At 39.2% G+C, this 21,110-nt stretch carries 18 protein-coding genes; 8 read left to right on the top strand and 10 right to left on the bottom strand.

Annotated elements, in window-relative coordinates:
• The first annotated feature begins 69 nt into the window (after positions 1 to 69).
• From M595_RS15140 to M595_RS15120, 5 genes are all read left to right on the top strand, one after another.
• Positions 70 to 519 (top strand): hypothetical protein, encoded by a 450-nt coding sequence (locus M595_RS15140; RefSeq protein WP_152983582.1) that lies wholly within the window; start codon positions 70 to 72, stop codon positions 517 to 519.
• Between the two features lie 341 nt (positions 520 to 860).
• Positions 861 to 1,943, top strand: a complete 1,083-nt coding sequence (locus M595_RS15135; protein ID WP_023067220.1) for an ATP-dependent 6-phosphofructokinase — start codon at positions 861 to 863, stop codon at positions 1,941 to 1,943.
• 37 nt (positions 1,944 to 1,980) lie between these two features.
• On the top strand, positions 1,981 to 2,601 hold the full coding sequence (locus M595_RS15130; protein WP_023067197.1) for a tetratricopeptide repeat protein: 621 nt from the start codon (positions 1,981 to 1,983) through the stop codon (positions 2,599 to 2,601).
• Positions 2,602 to 2,636: 35 nt separating this feature from the next.
• Complete coding sequence (locus M595_RS15125; protein ID WP_023067178.1) at positions 2,637 to 3,005, top strand: YccF domain-containing protein; 369 nt, start codon at positions 2,637 to 2,639, stop codon at positions 3,003 to 3,005.
• Positions 3,006 to 3,019: 14 nt separating this feature from the next.
• Positions 3,020 to 4,273, top strand: a complete 1,254-nt coding sequence (locus M595_RS15120) for an L-lactate MFS transporter (protein WP_023067192.1) — start codon at positions 3,020 to 3,022, stop codon at positions 4,271 to 4,273.
• Between the two features lie 134 nt (positions 4,274 to 4,407).
• Here the strand turns inward: M595_RS15120 and M595_RS15115 are convergent, their stop codons facing one another.
• The 5 genes from M595_RS15115 to M595_RS15095 all read right to left on the bottom strand — a co-directional run bounded on the left by M595_RS15115 (position 4,408) and on the right by M595_RS15095 (position 11,922).
• Entirely contained in the window at positions 4,408 to 4,842 is a 435-nt protein-coding gene (locus tag M595_RS15115) for a hypothetical protein (RefSeq protein WP_023067208.1), read from the bottom strand.
• A gap of 128 nt (positions 4,843 to 4,970) precedes the next feature.
• Complete coding sequence (locus tag M595_RS15110; protein WP_040484164.1) at positions 4,971 to 5,366, bottom strand: SH3 domain-containing protein; 396 nt, start codon at positions 5,364 to 5,366, stop codon at positions 4,971 to 4,973.
• A gap of 806 nt (positions 5,367 to 6,172) precedes the next feature.
• Positions 6,173 to 8,527, bottom strand: coding sequence for a DNA helicase PcrA (gene pcrA / locus M595_RS15105; RefSeq protein ID WP_023067203.1), 2,355 nt, complete (start codon positions 8,525 to 8,527; stop codon positions 6,173 to 6,175).
• 114 nt (positions 8,528 to 8,641) lie between these two features.
• Positions 8,642 to 9,628: an NAD-dependent epimerase gene (locus M595_RS15100; protein ID WP_040484163.1), complete on the bottom strand. Its 987-nt coding sequence runs from the start codon at positions 9,626 to 9,628 to the stop codon at positions 8,642 to 8,644.
• A gap of 380 nt (positions 9,629 to 10,008) precedes the next feature.
• Positions 10,009 to 11,922 (bottom strand): ArnT family glycosyltransferase, encoded by a 1,914-nt coding sequence (locus tag M595_RS15095; protein WP_083492829.1) that lies wholly within the window; start codon positions 11,920 to 11,922, stop codon positions 10,009 to 10,011.
• Between the two features lie 219 nt (positions 11,923 to 12,141).
• On the opposite strand from M595_RS15095, the gene M595_RS15090 reads away from it, so the two are divergent.
• Together M595_RS15090 and M595_RS15085 are read left to right on the top strand one after the other, a co-directional pair.
• Positions 12,142 to 13,527 (top strand): DUF2079 domain-containing protein, encoded by a 1,386-nt coding sequence (locus tag M595_RS15090; protein WP_023067193.1) that lies wholly within the window; start codon positions 12,142 to 12,144, stop codon positions 13,525 to 13,527.
• 73 nt (positions 13,528 to 13,600) lie between these two features.
• Positions 13,601 to 14,485, top strand: a complete 885-nt coding sequence (locus M595_RS15085; RefSeq protein ID WP_023067221.1) for a fructosamine kinase family protein — start codon at positions 13,601 to 13,603, stop codon at positions 14,483 to 14,485.
• Here the strand turns inward: M595_RS15085 and M595_RS15080 are convergent.
• The 4 genes from M595_RS15080 to M595_RS15065 all read right to left on the bottom strand — a co-directional run bounded on the left by M595_RS15080 (position 14,454) and on the right by M595_RS15065 (position 19,635).
• Positions 14,454 to 15,578, bottom strand: a complete 1,125-nt coding sequence (locus M595_RS15080) for a hybrid sensor histidine kinase/response regulator (RefSeq protein ID WP_023067176.1) — start codon at positions 15,576 to 15,578, stop codon at positions 14,454 to 14,456. The two genes, M595_RS15085 and M595_RS15080, sit on opposite strands and share 32 nt — an antisense overlap.
• Positions 15,550 to 17,463: a sensor histidine kinase gene (locus M595_RS15075; RefSeq protein WP_023067171.1), complete on the bottom strand. Its 1,914-nt coding sequence runs from the start codon at positions 17,461 to 17,463 to the stop codon at positions 15,550 to 15,552. Before M595_RS15075 ends, M595_RS15080 begins: the two co-directional genes overlap by 29 nt.
• Before the next feature lie 131 nt (positions 17,464 to 17,594).
• Positions 17,595 to 18,671, bottom strand: a complete 1,077-nt coding sequence (acsF, locus tag M595_RS15070; RefSeq protein ID WP_023067224.1) for a magnesium-protoporphyrin IX monomethyl ester (oxidative) cyclase — start codon at positions 18,669 to 18,671, stop codon at positions 17,595 to 17,597.
• Between the two features lie 241 nt (positions 18,672 to 18,912).
• Positions 18,913 to 19,635 (bottom strand): glycerophosphodiester phosphodiesterase, encoded by a 723-nt coding sequence (locus M595_RS15065; RefSeq protein WP_023067189.1) that lies wholly within the window; start codon positions 19,633 to 19,635, stop codon positions 18,913 to 18,915.
• Positions 19,636 to 19,831: 196 nt separating this feature from the next.
• Here M595_RS15065 and M595_RS15060 point away from each other — a divergent pair, with 196 nt between their 5' ends.
• Positions 19,832 to 20,863: a DMT family transporter gene (locus M595_RS15060; protein ID WP_023067223.1), complete on the top strand. Its 1,032-nt coding sequence runs from the start codon at positions 19,832 to 19,834 to the stop codon at positions 20,861 to 20,863.
• 4 nt (positions 20,864 to 20,867) lie between these two features.
• On the opposite strand, the gene M595_RS15055 is transcribed toward M595_RS15060, so the two are convergent.
• Positions 20,868 to 21,110, bottom strand: a 243-nt coding sequence (locus M595_RS15055; RefSeq protein WP_023067210.1) for a glutathione binding-like protein, incomplete at its 5' end; no start/stop codon positions are given.

Below are 21,110 nucleotides of genomic sequence, written 5' to 3'. Positions count from 1 at the left end.
GTTATCCTGAAACTTGAGAAGTTAGATTGTAATGAAGTAAACAAGTTAACCCAAAAAAGAGCTTTAACCATGGTACAATTTCAACCTAAAACTCAAACTAAAACCAAAGTTTCTAGCTTACCGGATGGTAACTATCGCTATGTAACCGCTAGCACTCCAATTACTGACGCAGAACTGGCTCAAACTGAATCTTTAATCTTTTTATTCCGGAAGAAAGGAAATGATATTATAGGTCAATTGAGTCAAGCGAATAGTTCTAATAGTATTTGTATTAGCGGTCAAGTTAATGGTAATACCATTACAGGTGCTGCGGTCGAATTGTCTGAACCTTTTGATGAAGCAATTCTGAGAAATTGTGGAGAAGATTTTGTGGTTTGGGATGTGGCGGGTTCTCTGCGGGTTCGTCGGGGTAGAAAAGAAGGAAAAAAAGTGATTTATAAGAGTGCAATTTTTGACCTGAATGGCTACAACCGCATCAATGCAGGAACTCAATTCCCACCCGCAAGCTGCCCGTTCTAGGATTAACTCAACAACTCTAACCTCAGAATTAAGACAACCAATAAACCGCAGATAAAGCCAGCATTGATCAGGTTTTGTCTGCTCTTTTTATTGACTTTTATTGAACAAAGTTGAATAAAGCGATGATCAAATGATTCAGAGCATCACATTTACAGGATTTTCCATTGATTATAAACTTTTAAATCAGTCACTCGTCAGAATGACCATTTACTGTTAAAATCTAGAAGCTAGGTTATAACTACTAGATACTAATACCCAAAAGATTAAGTCAGAAGAAAATTTTGCGGTGTAGAAACCAAGAAGACTTAATCTTAAAATAGAATGAATGCAGGATGTGAACCATGAAAGAACACAAACGCATCGGCATCTTAACCAGTGGGGGAGACTGTGCAGGCTTGAATGCAGCGATTCGAGCGGCGGTTTATCGAGCAGTGGGAACTTATGGTTGGGAAGTATTGGGAATTCGTCAAGCTACTCATGGTTTGATGTCTCGTCCACCCAATGTGATTAATTTAAACATTGAAAAAGTAGAACCGATTCTGACACAAGGAGGAACCATGCTGGGAACCACAAATAAAGGTGATCCCTTTGCCTTTCCGATGTCAGATGGAAGTGTACAAGATCGCTCCAGTGAAATCATTGAAGGTTATCGTCTACTTCAATTAGATGCGTTAATTGGGATTGGTGGAGATGGGAGTTTAGCCATCTTACGAAAACTTGCCCAACAAGGAAATCTTAATCTCGTCGGTATTCCTAAAACCATTGATAATGATGTCGGCAGTACCGAATTATCGATTGGATATCACACCGCAGCCACCATTGCCACAGAAGCAATTGATCGCTTACATTTTACAGCAGCCAGTCACAGTCGGGTGATGATTGTCGAAGTCATGGGACGCGACGCCGGACATATTGCTTTGCGCTCAGGAATTGCAGGGGGGGCAGATGTGATTTTAATCCCGGAAATTCCCTACAGTTTAGAAAAGATTTGTGACCAAATTCAAGAACGTCAAAAACAGGGTAAAAACTATTGTTTAATTGTCGTTGCGGAGGCCGTTCGTACAGAAAGCGGAGATGCTCTCACCACTAAAGACTTTCATGGAGAATCTCGACTGCGAGGAATTGGTCAATATTTAGCGGATAAAATAGCCGCTTGTAGTGGGGCGGAAACGCGAGTGACGGTTTTGGGTCACGTTCAACGGGGCGGAACACCCACGATGACAGATCGAGTGATTGGTTCAGCATTTGGGGTAGCCGCAGTTGATTTAATTGCCGAAGAAAAATATGATCGCATGGTGATTTGGCATAATCGTGAGGTCGATAGTGTCCCCATTGCTGAAGCGATCGCTCAATATCGGGCAATTGATCCAAATGATATTTTGGTGAAAACAGCTCGTAGTATGGGAATTTGTTTGGGAAACTAAGTTCAGGGTGTTGAGTAACTCGTAACTGTTTTTTTATATGGATCGTCAAGACTTTCTTCAAAATCAATTGGCTCATTGGAACGATGAAATTGCTACTCGACCCTTTGATCCAAAAGCTTATGTTCAGCGGGGGATGGTTCATTTTAAATTGGCTGAAATCGAAGCCTCTATTCAAGATTTTGATCAAGCCGAAAAACTTGAACCAACCCTTCAGCCTTATTTATGGCAACGGGGGTTATCTTACTATTATGCTCGACAATTTCAAGCCGGAGCGAATCAATTTGAACTAGATTTAGTCGTTAATGGACAAGATTTAGAAGAAACGATTTGGCGATATCTTTGTATGGCTCAACTTTTAGGAGATGAAGCCGCAAAAGATTGTTTATTGTCAGTTCGTAATGATCCTCGAAAGGTGATGCGACAGGTTTATGAACTTTTTGCAGGAAATTGTCAGCCCGAAGATGTGATCAACACGGGGAAAAAATTAGGAAAACAAGGAGAATTTTATGCTCATCTCTATGTAGGATTATATTATGAAGCCCAAGAAAATGAAGCCCAAGCCAAAGAGTTTATTATGAAAGCTGCATCAGAATATCCCTTAGAGGATTATATGTGGCATCTGGCTGTGGTGCATCAAACGTTGCGAGAATGGGTGTAAATGCCGTTAATTTTGCTTGTTGAGGAGAATAACAAATGAGTTTGATCGGAAATATTATCTGGTTGATTTTTGGCGGTTTTATTTCGGGTTTAGGATATATTGTGGGTGGGCTGGCAACTTGTTTAACGATTATTGGGATACCTTTTGGACTGCAAGCGATTAAACTCGGTTTTGCGACGATGACTCCTTTTGGAAAGCAAAATCTGGTGTTAGATAGTTTTTCTAGTCCATTGACCCTAATTTTTAATGTGATTTGGGTGATATTTTTCGGCTGGGAAATTGCCCTATCTCATTTAATTCATGGTCTGATTTTATTGATTACCATTATTGGGATTCCCTTTGCTCAACAACATTTTAAACTAATTCCAATGGCTTTATTTCCCTTTGGGCGAGAATTTCGTTAAAGGAGTTGTAATTAATGGCTAGCACAAATCAAAGTTCACAGTTAAAAATATTTGGATTACCTCCCGATCAGGGAAGATGGTTGCTGATTCCTCTGGGAATAATTGTTTTACTCTGTCTGGGGACGGTTTACGCTTGGAGTATCTTTAGAAAACCCCTACAAGCTGAACTTAATATTGGTGCCACCGAAAGTCTTTTACCTTATACAATTGCCCTCGTTTTTTATGCCACCTTGATGCCCATCGCCGGGTTTTATATCCCCAAAATAGGCACCCGAAAAATGACGGCTATCGGGGGGATTATTGTCGGTTTGGGCTACATTCTTTCTAGCTTTGCCAGCAATATTTTAGCCCTGACTCTCACCTACGGGGTAATTGCCGGGACGGGAGTTGGTATTACTTACGGGGTACCGATGGCGGTGGTTGCCCGGTGGTTTCCTGATAGAAAAGGATTGGCAGTTGGGTTAACCATTATTGGTTTTGGACTGTCTCCATTAATTACCGCCCCTTTGGGAAAAACTTTGATTGATGCTTACAGCGTCAGACCGACTTTGTTGATTTTGGGGATCGCGTTTACGGTGATTATTCTCGCGATCTCCTTCACCCTAAAATTGCCCCCAAAAGACTGGCATCCTCAACAAGCAATCTCCTCTCAAACGGTATCTAAAACAGAGGTTATTTACCCCGCAAATCTGTTGAAAAGTCGCTCGTTTTATGGGTTGTGGGTGTGCTACACTATTGGTACTTTTGTCGGCTTAAGTGCGATTGGAATTTCTAGCCCGGTGGGTGAAGAAATTATTCAAATCGATCCGGCATTAGCCGCCAGCAGTGTTTCTTTATTTGCCCTGTTTAATGGGATGAGTCGGCCCCTGTTTGGTTGGTTGAGCGACCGTTTTTCCCCCCGGTATGTGGCGATTACTTCTTATGTATTGATTTTGATTGCTTGTGTTTTGATGGTGAATGCGGGCGAGGGACAAGTTGCAACTTATTTGATTGCGTTTTGTCTATTTTGGTTTTGTTTGGGGGGATGGTTGGCGATCGCACCGACAACAACTTTGAGATTTTTTAACCCCGACAATTACGCCCAAAATTACGGGATTGTGTTTACCGCTTACGGCGTCGGGGCGCTGTTGGGAACGCTGATCGCCGGACAAATTCGCGATTGGTTTGGAAGCTATACTTATGCCTTTTATCCGATGGGTTTGTTGGCAATTTTTGGGATAATTATTGCCAGTTTTTTCCTGAAGCGCGATCGGGTGATGACAGAGTAATTTTTAGAGAGGCGATCGCTATTGTGCAAACCGGAAAAACTCTTTTCTCTTGCCAGATCACCTGTTCCCTTACCTCACAGTTCACTTGAATTTTATCCGACTACTTACAACTGTTTCTGGGGTGTTGTTGATAGTTATCTCGTTTGTCTTTCTCCATAAGCTCGGATTTTTTCCCAGTCCCAGTTTAAAGCCGTATTAAGTCTGAGTGTGAGTCCGTTGCGAAAAAGAACGTATTGCTGAGAACCCTTTTCATCAACATCTGCAATCAGTTGATTGCGAACATCCCGACCCAAACCTTCTGCGGCTGCTATCCACCACTTCGTTCCCGGACTTTGAAAGCGTGGGTTCGATAAAATTTTGTCTGACCAAGGACTATACTCACGTGGTTTCCATTGTTGGGCGATCGCTTGAGTTAATGTTTTATTCGGAAATTGTAAGGGTTTGCCCTCTTCTTCGCAGTAGAGCGCCCATAATATCAATGCTTGCAGGATAGTCTCGAAATCATAATAGCATAAGTCAAGAGCAACCTTGACATCCGAGCGACTTAAATCGACGCGCAATCCTTTCAACGCATACTTGTACTTTCGGAATATTTCTTGTTTGGCAGCTTCGTCTTCACCCCAGTTAATGACAAAACCCTAAAGCTAATCAATGGGGATGGAAATTTTGTGATATTTAGCTGGGTTCTCTCGATCGCTTAGGGAGGACAACTCAACTGCAAAAAGTCCTCCCGTATCCACCCTCTGTCTCTAGCAGGAACTAAGCCGTATGGTTTACCTTCTCGGGTTTTGGTGATCATGTACCAACTTTTGCCTTGTGTATCCACCTGACGCAGTGGTGATGGGCCGACTGAGCGATCGCCATCATTGAGAATAATCACTTGATTACCCACGCTTACCGAGTCAATCACCCGCGATCTCGTACCCGCACCCGAACGAATATTAACCTGTGAACCTCGCTGATTACCGATAATTTCAGCAGAACAGTTAACATCGAGAGATTGAGCATTAGCGCGGGGTGTGGTTTGTATAAAAGATGCTATTATAGGCGCGATCGCCACTGCAATTAAAGATTGTTTGGTTGTGAGTTTCATCGCTTCACGATTCCAGAAAAATCCCTCGCCGAATAGAATATGTGATAGCTTAGACCCGATCATATCAGAGAAGGTTCCGAAATGTCGATCACTTTTAACCTGCTAATAAATCAGCAGTTTGTACTCTCAATGCTATGATTAACCTCATATTGAATTCAAATCTTACTGATATTTTTCCATCAACAAAACTTAGAAGCTTTTCTACAACTTGTACAAGAACAGTCCCAACTCTTTACCCAATCAAAACGTTAAAAACTTCTCAAGTTAATTTAACCTTTAGAAGATCAGATTGAAACCTGATCCGTTGCGATCGCCTAGTAATCTTTTTTCCTGTAGCTGTTCAATAATCGGCTCAACATCCTTTCTAATATTCCGATATTTTTTCGATAACCGATACAATTATTTTTCCAATTAATCGGTAAATCTAACTGAAATTGGTAAGTTATTAGTCATCAATTCTTTCTCAGAGTTCAGAGATTGGTCTAGTTTTTGCTTCTTTTGCTTCTTGTAAAGCTCGTTTTAAACTTGCTTTAATTTCCTCAACGGGAGTATCATCGGGATCGGATTCATTGTCATCGGATACCAGCCGAATAACTTTAACGCGACTGGCGGATTTAATCTCTCAAAAATTTATCTAATAAAAGTTGACCGTTTTCATCAATTTTTCCCATCACTTCAAAAGCTTTCATCACGTTACCTCAATTGACTTATCGATAAATTTTAGGACTAACAGGAACTTTGTATAATTATTGCTTGTGAGAGAGTAGATAAAAATTCCTAGAAAATCTACCCATTCTTAATAAATTTTACTCCAATTTTTCCAGAGGAACAACTTGAGGATCGAGAATTTTTGGGCTAGAAGTTGTGAATTTAACAGCGATAGATATTTTACCTTTGTTTCCAAAAATATGAGTAACTTGTCCAACTCCAAAGCTACGGTGAAGTACGCGATCACCCACAGCAAAGCTTTCGACTTTTGAGGGTTTTTTATTGCTTTTTGACTGAGTTTTTTTAGCTTTTTTAGGTGTTGGAGTTGGGGTTTTTGCAGGTTGAGAAATGGGGAGATAGCCTTGAATTAAATCGGAGGGTAATTCTTTTAAAAACATCGACGGAATGCAAGGTTCACGATACCCCCAGAGACGACGTTCACGGGCGTGAGAGAGGAATAACTGTTCTTTGGCGCGAGTAATTCCGACATAACAAAGGCGCCGTTCTTCTTCAAGAGATAAAGGATCATCTAAACTCCGAAAATTGGGGAATAATCCCTGTTCTAATCCGACTAAAAACACAATCGGAAATTCTAATCCTTTGGCGGAATGAAGTGTCATTAAAGAAACGGCTTGTTCACCTTCTTGGAGGTTATCTAAGTCAGAAGCTAGAGAAGCATTAGCTAAAAATCCGCCTAAAGTTGAGTCTTCATAATCTTCTTGAAATTGAGCCACTGCATTACTCAATTCTTTAATATTTTCTAAGCGACTTTCGGCTTCATCGGTACTTTGATTACTTAAGTCCAGAATATAGTCTGACTCCTCCATTACCCCTTCTAAAATCTCAAGAGCGGTAGAAGATGCTGCTTTTTCTTGCCAAGATGATATCATTTGAGCAAACTGATTAACCGCTTTTGCAGAACGTCCAGCGATAGTATTTACTGAGTCTTGATCATTAACAATTTCCCACAGGGGAACACCTAATTGTTGAGACGCATTCACTAAATTATCAATGGTGGTTTTACCAATTCCTCGACGGGGTGTATTAATAATTCGCATCAAACTAACACTATCGGATGGATTGGCAATCATTCGCAAATAAGAAATAGCGTCTTTGATTTCTTTGCGATCATAAAACTTTAAACCTCCAACGACTTTATAGAGAATATTACTTTTAATGAAAGCATCTTCTAAGGCGCGAGATTGAGCATTAACCCGATAAAGGAGTGCAAAACTACCGTAACCTAATTCGGGATGTTGTTGGGTTAAATTTTTGATTTGAGTGACAATAAAGCTGGCTTCTGCGGCTTCATCGTCGGCTTGATAACAGTATACTGGTGGCCCTTCTCCACGAGTTGGGCGCAACACTTTTTCAATACGAGTGGTATTATTTAGAATTAGTTGATTAGCAACTTCAAGAATATTTTCCCGTGAGCGATAGTTATCCTCTAATTTAATCATTGTGCGGGTGTCGTCATCGGCTAAACCATCCCCAAAATCCTGTTGAAATTCTAACAGAATGGTATAGTCTGCCATTCGGAAAGAATAGATGGACTGATCGACATCTCCGACGACAAAGATTGAGCGATTTTTCCAGTTTTTAAAGCTTCTTGGATGTTCGCCGTTCGTTACTAATAGCCGAATTAAGTCATATTGGGTGCGGTTGGTATCTTGATATTCATCGACTAATATATGATTAAATTTTTGATGCCAATAGGCTAAAACTTGTTCATTTTGTTGAAATAGTTCAACGGGAACTCGAATTAAATCATCAAAGTCTAGGGCGTTATTAGCAGCGAGACGATCTTGATATTTTCCATAAACTTCGGCAATGACTCGACCATAATATTCGGGATTTTCTCGTTGATAGGCTTGGGGAGAGAGTCCTAAATTTTTGGCGTTACTAATTTGATAGCGAACTTTGCGAGGTTCAAACTTTTTATCGTCTAAGTTGAGTTCTTTTGTGACGATTTGCTTGACTAAACTTTGAGCATCTGATTCATCAAAAATTGAGAAATTTTGTTGCCACTGTCTGCCTTTTTCGTCGGTATATTTATTGATATCGTAGCGGAGAATTCGCGCACAAAGACTGTGAAAAGTTCCCATCCACAGATGTTTTGTAACACTCCGATAAACTTGTGACCGCAACTTCGTTTGTTCGGGAGAAGTGAGGGCAGAAAAGGGTTTTTCATATTGCAGTTGCGCCTGTTGTTCAGAAAATATCACTTCAACCCGTTCTTTAATTTCTCGGGCGGCTTTGTTGGTAAATGTCACCGCCAAAATATTTTCGGGATGAACCCGATGAGTTCGCAGGAGGTTGGCAATACGATAGGTTAACGCCCGAGTTTTACCCGAACCCGCACCCGCCACGACGAGCATCGGGCCACAAAAATGTTCGACGGCTTGGCGTTGGGAGGGGTTGAGATGGCTGAGGAAGTCAACGGTCTGAGTCATGGCTGCAAAAGGGAAATTTTCCGCTATAGTTTAGGCTACCATGTTCAAGGGTTCCCCTGACTAAAAAATTAATCCGGGGAGGAGTCTATTTTGAAACTTATTAAGTGAAAATGATCACCCGTAGTAAGAACGATACCATTCTACAAATCGTTTAATTCCGACTTCTATGGGAGTATCTGGACTAAAGCCAACATCTTGAATTAACGCATCAACATTGGCATAGGTTATCGGTACATCTCCGGGTTGCATGGGAAGCATTTCTTTAACGGCTTCTTTCTCCAGACAGTTTTCCAAAACCTCAATGAGTCGCAAGAGTTCAACGGGTGTATTATTGCCGATATTGTAAATTTTGTAAGGAGCTTTTGTGCTGCTCTCTGCTTGAAAATTGGGCTGAGGAATTTTATCGATAACTCGAACAACACCCTCCACTAAATCATCAATATAGGTAAAATCTCGTTGCATTTTTCCATAATTGAAGACTTTAATTGGTTTTCCATCCAGTATCGCTTTTGTAAACAGAAAAACAGCCATATCCGGACGACCCCAAGGCCCGTAAACGGTAAAGAAACGTAAGCCTGTTAAGGGTATATTATAGAGATGGCTGTAGCTGTGAGCCATTAATTCATTGGCTTTTTTTGTTGCTGCATATAAACTAACAGGATAATCAACGTTATCCTCGACCATAAAGGGAATTTTTTTATTTGTACCATACACCGAACTTGAAGATGCAAAAACTAAATGACCTACATTTGTATGGCGACACCCTTCTAAAATATTCATAAACCCCGCTAGGTTGCTATCGACATAGGCATAGGGATTTTCCAGAGAGTAACGAACACCCGCTTGACCAGCTAGATGAACTACAGCCTCAAATTGTTGTTCAAAAAACAACTTTTCTAGTTGTTCGCGCTCAACTAAATCTAACTGATAAAAGTTGAAATTTTTAAAAGGGATGAGTTGCTCAAGTCGAGCTTTTTTTAAAGAGACTTCATAGTAAGAGTTAAGGTTATCTAATCCGACAACTGTATCCCCTCGTTGCAGCAATTTTTGACTAAGATGAAATCCAATAAATCCAGCGGCACCAGTCACTAATATTTTCACAAAAGTTGTCCCCTATAAACTTCAGTCGCTGATCTCTGATGGTCTTAAAAACAGATCAATTAAACAGAATTTGCTAGTCTGTGTTATGTGTTCAGATGAGCAAGTTGCTGTTAAAAAAGATCTTTTAAGCTGTAATGAGAAAGAACAGCTCAGACCAATGCATCCAATTCAAACTATTTTTTAACGTTCTATTAATTTCATAACATATTTTAATCCAGTTGGGTATACTCATAGGGCTTTTCTGCTTGATTTTCTATACCAATAGAAATTGATTAATGAACTGACTAATGTTTAGAGTGATAACAATTTCATTTTACAAAGTAGCATTAACACTTACTTTAGGCAAGTTTTTTGAGGGTCTAATCGAGTTTTTTAAATCATTAAGACAGGTTTAACACTCGATCTAAAAGTATTGTTTTCTCAACTCGAATGAACAAATAACGACCTTTTTGATCAATAATTTGATAATCTTGAGATTGTAAACCGAGTCTTTTAATATCTTTAGGTCGGCTAATGATCATAATTGTTGAGGGATTTGGACGATTTTGAATCGAATCAAAAAGATGATAGATTGGCTGATCTTCTACTATTCCCTTGAAGAAATCTAGCACCGTATAAAAGTAAGCTGGACGATCAGAATAATAGACAACACTGGGTTTTCTAAAGCCAATCATCCAGAGTTCTTCTTGAGGTTTTTCGACTTGAGAAACTTGCTGAGAAAGTTGTTTTAAGGGAAGTTGACGAACTTGATCTATTAGAAAAATAGCAGGGTTAACGAGAAAGACAAAAAAGGCTATAAATCCAGCCAAATTTGCTCCTATTAACCAATGCCATTGAGAAGGATATCGAAGTATCCAAGCAATTAATACTGCTGTGATTATCCAGATTATACCCGCTCGTAAATGTAACCCTGACTGTTCAATCACTTCTGGTAAATTAATCACCGCCGGATCACTACCGATGAATTGAGGGCTAAAAATACAAACAATACCGAGAAGCACGAGGAAAAAAAGATTGAATCCTCCAGTGATTAATATTCCTCTTTTTTTATCTGTTCTTATTTCTGAGATTGATGAAGTTTGTTGTAGAATGAATTCACTGGATAGAAGGGCAACCAAAATCGAAGCTGCTGGCATTAAAGGCAAAACATAACTGGGGAGTTTGGTAACAGAAATAGAAAAAAAGATAAAAATACAAGCAAACCAAAAAAATGCAAATAAACCTAACTGATGATCGCGAGGTTGTTGACGCCAAAAAGAACGTTGCCAAAACTGACAACGAAAGATAGCTAAGGGTAAATAAATTGACCAAGGCATAAAGCCAATTAAAACAACAATAAAGTAAAAATACCAGGGTGCTGCGTGACCATTAACAACGTTGGTAAAGCGTTCAAAGTTATGATAGCCAAAAAAAGAATCAATATAGGTTTGCCCATTACGAAGAATGACTAAAATATACCAAGGGAGGGCAATAATTGTAAAAATAATTCCCCCTACAATTGGCTTTATTTCCTGCAAAATTTGTCTAAAGTTTCCCAGATAAAAAACAAAAGAGATTAAAATAAATCCAGGTAAAACAAGACCAACAGGGCCTTTAGTTAAGACGGCTAATCCCAAGAGTATATAGAAAGCTAAATACCATTTGTTGGGGAGAGAAAAGTCTAAAAATAACTGAAAAATAGATAAGTTTTTTATACTCTTTGTTGTATTTCTTCCCTCCTCAACATATCCCCAAAAAAAACAAAATAAAGCCGTTCCCATACACCCACTTAAAAGCATATCTGAAACCCCTTGACGCGCCCAAATTAAGGTTTCTGGATTCAAGGTTGCGATCGCTCCTCCGATCCAAGCCGACAACCACAATTGACGTGTTTTTTGTCGAGAATCAGCTATTAAATTTGAGGGGAAAAAGCCAAAATATCGTAAAGTTAAAAAGCAACCCACGCTTAAAGTAATTGCAGCCAAAGCTGAGGGTAAACGCACCGCCCATTCATTCACCCCTAAGACTTGATAGCCAATAGCCATTAACCAGTAAACTAAGGGGGGTTTATCGAAGCGAGTCTCACCATTAAAATAGGGCGTAATCCAATCACCAGTTCGTACCATTTGACGGGCTGCTTCGGCAAATAAGGGTTCTGTTTCATCGACTAATCCTGTATTCCCTAAATTCCAGAGAAATGCGATGCTACAAATCAAGAATAACCCTAAAATTGAGAATCTCCAAGTTGTTTTGGGATGTTGCTCAAATGATTTCCAGTATTGCGTGAGGGATTTGGCTATTTTCAATGTTGTCATTCCTAGTGTGTCATTTTCCAATATTCAATCTCTCAGACCCTAATTTACCAGTTTTAGGTTCCATCAGGATAAAAAAATTTCTGAAATGCTCACTTTTTCAATTTAAGATGGTAGCATTTCTCTTAAGCTGTGTTCCCGGCAGTTTGAGTTCAATCTGGAGGTTTGACTGACAAGCTGAGTATGCCCAAAATTTTTTCTAAACTTAATTTTGTAAGCTGGATGGTTGTTTTTAGTACCATTATATTATTTGTTTGTAGTAGTTTTCGTCATGCTTTATTTCAATCTAATGCTTTTGACTTAGGAATTTTTGATAATGGAATTTATCTTCTGAGCCAAGGTCAAAAACCTTTTGTAACTTTTCGAGGTTTGCATATTCTCGGTGATCATGGAGCTTTTATTCTTTATCCTTTAGCTTTATTGTACAAGATTTTTCCGCAGGTACATTGGTTACTGTTTGTACAAGCCTTTAGTCTATCTATTGGGGCTATTCCGACTTTTTATTTAGCAATTAATGCCGGATTAAAGCAATCTCAAGCAACGACTATGGCGGCTGTATATTTGCTTTATCCACTGGTTTTTAATCTCAATTTATTTGATTTTCATCCCGAAGTTATTGCCCTTCCGACATTACTCTTTGCAATTTTAGCGGCTCGTTTAGAGCAAGTTTTTAGATTTACTGTTGCTATTGTGATTATCTTAAGTTGCAAAGCAGTGTTATCTTTAACGGTCATGGCTTTAGGAATAGGGTTACTGTTGTTTGAAAAAAAGCGAATTTGTGGAATAATCGCAATATTTACAGGTCTAGCCTGGTTTTTAGTTGCGACTCAGGTGATTATTCCTCATTTTAGTGGCGGTGAACCTGCCGGAGTTAAATTTTACGATTCTCTGGGAGATTCAGTTTTTGAAATTGCTTTGAATATATTACTAAAACCGGGAATAGTTTTCCAACAAATTTTTACTTTATCTAATTTAGAATATTTAGTTCTCCTGACTATTCCTCTAATTTGGGGTCTTTCGTTTCGACATTTAACACCTTTAGTGGGTGCCATACCCATTTTATTGTTAAATTTGCTCAGTGACAGTGTTCAGCAAAAAAACTTAACTCAACAATATTCTCTCCCCATTTTACCTTTTTTGTTAGTGGCTGTTATTGCAAGTTTAGCTGCTGGAGAGGGATGGTTCCGCCAACCTAAAAAAATTATCTTGTGGTCATTAATTGCTTTTTTTGCTTTGGCAAAGTATGGCTATTTTGGTTCAAGATATCTCAAGCATTTTGATACGGTTAAAGCCTCTCACGAAGCGGTTGCTTTAGTGGAGACAAAAGGCAGTGTTTTAACGGCTGATCATATTGCTCCTCATTTAACCCATCGTTCAGTCCTCATGTTAACCACAAAAGGCGCCGAAAAATTTGATTTAAACGAGTTTAAATATATTTTACTCAATGCTAGTTACCCGGGTTGGGATAGTTCCCGAGAATTGGTTTATCGTCTTGTGGATAAACTGAAAACAATGCCAAACTTTCAACTGCGTTATCAAAAATCAGAAGTGATGCTGTTTGAGAATCAAGACAATACAACAATAATCAAATCAAACAATAATCAATAAATTCACAAAAAATAACTAAGTTAGTTGAACGAAAATGGTAAACTCTTATTAAAGATAATTGGATCAAAAAATGATGTGGGAAAAAATCGCTGAAAACATTAGCCAAGCAACAGAACAAAAATTTCAAGTCAGTGATACCCGTTCTGTGGGTGGAGGTTGTATCAATCAAGGGTATCACCTCACTGATGGTTCTCGTAACTATTTTGTCAAACTCAATCAAGCGTCTCAAATTTCGATGTTTGAAGCAGAAGCTTTAGGGGTCAAACAAATGTGGGAAACGCACACGATTCGAGTTCCTAAACCTATTTGTTGGGGAACCGCAGATAACTCAGCTTATATTGTGCTGGAATGGCTAGAAATAGGGGGGAATAGCAATACAGAAGCGATGAAAGAGATGGGTATAAAGTTAGCAATGATGCACCAATGGACTCCGGCTAATGACTATCCTGGAAAACATCAGTTTGGTTGGGAAATTAATAATACCATTGGTTCTACACCTCAAATTAATACATGGACAGAAAATTGGGCAGAATTTTGGGCAAATCATCGAATTGGCTATCAAGTAAAACTTGCAAAACGTCGTGGAGGTCAGTTTGAAAAGGCAGAGGTTTTAATTGAAAAGATTCCCGAATTATTAGCCGATCATCAACCTCAACCCTCTCTAGTTCATGGTGATTTATGGACTGGAAATGCTGCGGTAACTGCGGATGGAGAACCGATAATTTTTGATCCTGCAACTTATTATGGTGATCGCGAAGTGGATTTAGCAATGACTGAATTATTTGGTAGCTTTTCACCTGCTTTTTATCAAGGATATGATGAAGTTTTTCCTCTAGATTCAGGCTACGAACGTCGCAAAATACTGTATAATCTCTATCATATTCTCAATCATTTTAACTTATTTGGTGGCAGTTATGGTTCACAAGCTAATCGCATGATTCAACAACTTCTACGTTAACGATGGGTAAACTAACCCTGACTGTTGTGATTTGATTGGGTATGCTGTTGATTGTCAAATCTCCTTTATGTATATCTAAAAGACGTTTAACAATAGCTAGCCCTAATCCGGCTCCTTGATGTTCGGAGCGACTGCTATCAAATTGTTTATATGCCCCAAGTTTAGCAATTTGATTTGCTGTCATTCCCTGTCCTTGATTGAAAAATTCGAGGTAATATTGTTGTTGATCTTGGTGAGTTTTAATATAGACTTTTTCAAGTTTATCTGAAAATTTCAACGCATTATTGAGAAGTTCTTCTACAATTTTTTTCAAAATATCTGGAGGAACTTCAACTTCAATATTCTGCTGAAGTTCTAAAGAAAAATCAGCCGGACGTTCTGGAAACATTTCTAGTGTTTCATTCGCAACTTTTTGAATTAATGTGTTTGGATCTTTAACAGAACCTTTTGGCCAAAATTTCATTCGTTCTGAGTCGTGAACTAAAAGTTCTAAATCTGCATAAAGAAGAAAATTAGAAATCAATCGATATAAGCGTTGAGCAGAAGTATTAATATCTGCTAACATCGGCTGTACTTCATGGGGTTCCATCTCCGTAAAATCTTCTATCAACAGTTGAGATATACCGAGAATTCCATTCAAAGGTGTCCGGAGTTCATGGGGAAGTGAAAGGCTCAGACTACTTCTAAGATCATCGAGATGAGCTTGTATTTTATCTTCTATCGCTACTTTCTTTTGAATACGACTTGAAATTGCACCCAGTAAATCTTTACGACTAAAGGGTTTAGTTAAATAATCATCAGCACCCAAATTCATCCCTTGGCGGATATTTTCACGAGTGGCTTTAGCGGTTAAAAAAATAAAAGGAATCGTCGAAGTTGTCTTTTCTTCCCGTAATATTTTTAAAACATCATATCCATCCATCTCAGGCATCATCACATCACAAATCACTAAATCAGGCAGATGTTCTTGAGCGAGTCTAACACCTTCCTTACCGTTTTCTGCACCGATTACGGAAAATTCTTCAGCTTCTAGAATATCAAGAATAATCTCACGCACATCTGACTCATCTTCTATCACTAAAATCCGCTTCATCTTGTTCTCTCTCCTGAAATTCCAAAGGTAAGGCTATTGTAAATATTGTACCCTTTCCAACTTCACTGTGTACAGTAATAGTTCCACCTAATCTATCAACAGAGCGTTTAACAATGGCTAATCCTAAACCTGTTCCTGGAATTGTACCGACATTTCTAGCTCGATGAAAGGATTCAAATAAGTGTTTTTGATCTTCAACCGGAATCCCAATTCCTTCGTCTTTAATTGTAAAAACGACTTGTGTTGTTTGATAAAAAAGTTTAACCTCAATCTGACCGCCTTTTGGGGAGTATTTTACCGCATTTGAAAGTAAGTTAATCAAAATATGACGAAGCAATCTTTCATCAGTAAGCGGCAATAGTTGTGAGTTTTCACTCGCCGTAAAATTCAGACCATTTAAAATATTTTTACCATGAATACTCCAGCTAATATTACACTTATCAACCGCCGTCAGTTGAATTTCCTCAACTAAATTTTCACAGAAAGAATCTAAATCAATAATAGCCGGGTTGTAGGGAAGTTTATGAGCTTCAGACTGACCAATAATCAAAACATCATTGAGGAGATCGGTTAAGTGTTGAATGGTGACTTGAATTCGGCTGAAATACTTATCTTTTTTCTCCTCTGTCCAGCGATTTCCGTAATATTCTAGAGCCTCTGTTGATGCCATAATAGTTGTTAAAGGAGTGCGAAATTCATGGGAAATCATCGAAACAAAACGAGACTTCAAGAGATTCAGTTCTTTCTCTTTTTGTAGAGCTTTACGCATTTCTGCTTCCGCTCGTTTTCGTTCAGTAATTTCTTCGACATCTCCTTCATAAACAATAATATTACCTGTGGCATCTTTGACGGCTCTGGCGTTTTCAGAAATCCAAATAATATTACTATCAGCATGATACACTTGAGACTCAAAAGCCAATACACAGCCCTGTTCTTCGATTAAACGGATAAACTCTGTACGACGTTGGGGATCGACATACATCTGACTTTTAATATCCGTCACTTTAGCCATCATTTCTTGAGGTGACTGATAACCACACATCCGAGCTAAAGTCTTATTGACATCTAAAAAACGGCCTTCAGGAGTAGACTGAAATAGTCCCTCAACCGCATTTTCAAAAATGCTTCGATATTTTGCTTCTGCGATTTCAAGTTGCTGACGAGCGTTAAACTCAGCCCGTTGTAGACGTTCGTACAAATAGACAGACAAATCACAAATTAAACAAACCCAAAACAACATCAAAATCAACCGCAGTGGCTCATCATAGTTAGGAATTGTATCAAACCCAAAGATTCGATTAATCCCGAAATAGTACCCCAATGTAATCATCTGGGATAATAAATGCAGCGGCCAACAAACGGGAATTAAAGTCGCTTGGGTGAAAAAAGTCGAACCCCAACCCAACAATTCAGGGCTAACGAGAGGTGAATCGGGTCTGAGAACCTCGACAATCGTCTCAATAATCTGTTCGTTCATCTCCAAAGACCAAGAAAGCCCCAGGAAAATTAAGCCGAGATGACGACGCCCCCAGTTTGTTTGTAGGACTCCCATTCCGGTACATAAGCTAAACAACCCAATCAATTGAATAATCAGGTGTTTATCAAAAAAAATTTCCCCCGCATAAAAAAATCGCACTAAGTTCAATACAAAGCTCGTTAAGTAAGCCCATAGCACTAACCCAAAGGCTAATTTCAATCTGGCGAGTAGAAACCGATTACGCCATGCTTCGTAGGAAAGCGCGGCTAAATTGCCATAATTTTCTGGGTAGGCGTTTGCATTTCTGAGAAACGTCAACAATCCCCGAATCGGCGACAGTCGTTGGAGCAACATTAGCCATTTGCGAATCATCTGTTGACCTCGTTGGGAGAAGTGAAGCTTATCCATTTTAATTCTCCATGCTAAACCCTGTCGCACCGGAGAGAGACGACCTGCTGAAATTATAAAAAAGAGGCTCTGCTATTAACACAGAGCCTACTCCTATTTGTTTATTTTAGTCGAAAGCTTCAAGACCTGGTTTAACGAACTGTTCCTTCCAAAGCCTGAAAATCTATGGGCTTCATCAAATACAGTTTGATAAACTGCCAACCATTAGAGAGGTAATGGGGTAATTTTTGGAAAAACTGCAAGAATTTGGGCGTATTAGAATTAACAATCGCCGTCAATTTCTCGTTAGTTTTGATGCAAGTTTCCAATCGTTCGTAGAACTCCGGATTTTCGACATCCAAGATAACCGGGAACACCCGACCTGAAGTTTCGTTGGTTTTGAGAATCACATACTTGTCGTAATCGCGAGCATTCAACCCAATCGCCTCATAGAAGCCAGAGCGTTGAACATCGTTCAAGTACATGGTGCCAAACACCGACAACAAGAAGAACCGACACCAAAGTTTCGCCTTCCAATCATTGAGGATTTTGGGCTGAGATTTCATCATGGCATCGAAGAAATCACCATGACGGTTCTCATCTTGACACCAGTTTTCAAAGAAGCGGAAAATCGGATAAATGCGATCTTCAGGATGCGCTTGTAAGTGACGATAAATGGTGATATAACGCCAATACCCAATTTTTTCTGAAAGGTAGGTTGCGTAGAAGATGAATTTAGGTTTAAAGAAGGTGTATTTGCGACTCTTGGTTAAAAATCCCAAATCCAGCGACAAGTTAAAATCGGACATCGCTTTGTTGAGGAATCCCGCATGACGAGCTTCATCACGCGACATCAGTTGGAAACATTCAGCTAAAACCGGGCTTTTACCTTTGAGACGACGGCTTAACTCTTTGTACAGCAAGAACCCAGAAAATTCAGCCGTACAGGAACGTTCCAGAAATTCGACAAACAGGCGACGAGTTTCGCCATCAATATGATCCCAGGATTGTTCAAATTCGGCATCCCGGACAAAATGATGACGGTTGTAGTCCGCCCGGAATTCTTCTAAGATTGCCCGCAGTTCATCCTCATTGACTGAGATGTCCATCTGCGCCATCTCATCAAAGTCTGTCGTGTAGAACCGAGGGGTAAGAATGGTTTCCTTGGCGGGAACTTTAACCCCCGGCCGGATTTCATCAAATGCTGGTTTTTTTAGAGAGTCTACCATAGTGTTTCTGTCATCTTATGATTGCAGGTTTAAGGTACAGAGATTTTTCGGGACAAAGCAATGGATACTGACCCCTACTCCGCGCACAAACCAATGCCGGGATCAAAAGTTGTAAATGTATGAGTTTTAGTTTATCAACCTCTCCGCCCCAAAAGACATTTACTGCGTTAAGAATTGCAACATCTGTTGATACACTCGGAATCTACATCACTCAAAAGCCCGATATCACAGGAGATCGCAATCATGTCCAACCAATCAAGGAATTGGTAATAATTCGCTTCACCCCCAGTTCGATCAATTCTTGAAAATGTTCGGGACGGTCAACAGTCCACACGACCCAATCTACCCCCTGACTGCGACTGTCTTCAACAAAATGAGGATTTTCTAGCACCACATCAAATAAACTACTTAAAATCGCATTTCCGGCTGTAGTTGCTTTGTGCAGTTGTTGTGGATAATCGGTAGCTTCTATCAGAAAATAGCCTAATTTGATCTCAGGACAACAAGCGCGAACTTGCTCTAAAAACTCCTCATTAAATGCCGTGATCACACATTTTTCTAAAATTTCCGCCTCTGTCACTTGTTGAATTAATCCTTCAATCTCTGTTTGTGACCATTGACAATGAGGTTTAACATCAAAATAAAGAAATTTTTGTACCTGTTTAAAACACCCTAACGCTTCGGCTAAAGTCGGAATGGTTTCCCCAACAAACTGTTCTGCAAACCAACCCCCTGCATTCAGTTGTTTTAACTCTTGTAAAGATTTCTCCCGGACTCGACCCGCAGTTCCCGTAATTCGGTCTAAAGTTTCATCGTGAAAGATAATCGGTACACCATCGCGAGATAATTGTAAATCAAATTCTATCGAATTAGCTCCCCCTTTGATCGCTGCACTAAAGGCCGCTATGGTATTCTCTGGAGCCATTGCCGAAAAACCCCGATGAGCAACTACTTCTAAATTCAAAATCTCCTACTCCTTGATCCTCTACTTTGACCGATTCACGATCCTTTTTAAGGGATTAAATCATGACATTATCTAGTTTACCTGCAATTGATTGATTCAATTCATTGGGGCAAGAATTAAACTAACTTTTATAAATTTCAGCAGCATCAATACTTAATTATGCTAGTCTGGCTCTGAGGTCAATATCTAGAATTTTATGAATTTAATTCAGCGCATTCCTGGACGTGCTTATCTTTTGCTTGGCGTGACAATTTTTGGTGCTGCTAATGCTGTAACTCGTCAGTTAACTGAATTGGGTGCCGAAAATTTAATTTATGGTCGAAATCCCATTTCTTTTTGTAATGTTTTATTTGTGGGTAATATTTGGGCGTTAGTCATTTTTTTACTGCTTTATTATCAACAAATTAATCAGGAAACCATCAAAAAACTATCAGGTAAAGATTGGTTAAGTTTAACCAGTGTTGCCATACTTGCAGGTGCTTTAGCTCCCGCTTTGTTTTTTTCGGCTTTAGAACGGACAATGGTTAATAATGTGATTTTAGTAAGTCGCATTGAACCGCCTTTAGTTTTAGCTTTGTCTATTTTTTTACTCCATGAACGGGTAAATCGTTGGGTGATTATCGGAGCAATTGTTTCATTTATTGGTGTCGGATTAACGGTTTTTATTCCAGACCCTAATCGAGAAATGATGAGTATGGCTAGTTTTCAAATTGGGACTGGAGAATTGATGGTTGCGGTCGGTGCAGTTTCTGCCGCAGTAGCAACGATTATTAGTAAAGTCAGTCTCCGTAATATTTCACTTGGTTTTTTTAACATTTATCGAACTTTTTTGAGTACAGTTGTATTTTTTATTATTGTTACTTTGCTATTTGGTATCGGTCACTTTATGGATATTTTTTCTCCGCTTGTTTGGCAATGGATGTTACTTTATAGTCTTGTAATTGTTGTTGGAGGTCAATTTTGTTGGTTTTCAGGATTACAAAAATCAAGTGCTTCTGAGATTTCTTTAGCGAATTCTTTTGCTCCTATTGCCGGAGTTTTAGCCTCCTATTTAATTTTAGGAGAAGTTCCCACAACTCCTCAATATATTGGCGGAAGTGTGATTATTTTGGGAATTATTTTCAATCAAATTGGTGTTTCTAAAGTTCCCTCTCAACCGTCCGAACTTCCCCCTTTAGATCGCTCAACCGAAGATATAGATCGAACTGTTGGATTTAAAGGAGTTTAGACAATTATTCAGTGATACTGATATAATTAGGCTGTTCTTTTACCCGATTAATCCAAGCAGAAATCGCCGGAAAATGAGTTAAATCAAACCCCCCTTCATGGGCAACATGAGTATAAGCAAATAAACAAATATCCGCAATAGTATAGTGATCTCCCCCAAAAAAAGGATGATCTTTTAACTGGTTTTCCATCACTCCTAATGCCGCATAACCCAAGGGTTGTTTTTGTTCTAAAGCTTGTTTATATTC

Origin of the sequence: Lyngbya aestuarii BL J (assembly GCF_000478195.2) — a bacterium.
GTDB classification, from domain to species: Bacteria; Cyanobacteriota; Cyanobacteriia; order Cyanobacteriales; family Microcoleaceae; genus Capilliphycus; species Capilliphycus aestuarii.
This window is presented reverse-complemented; position numbering and strand designations above follow the sequence as displayed.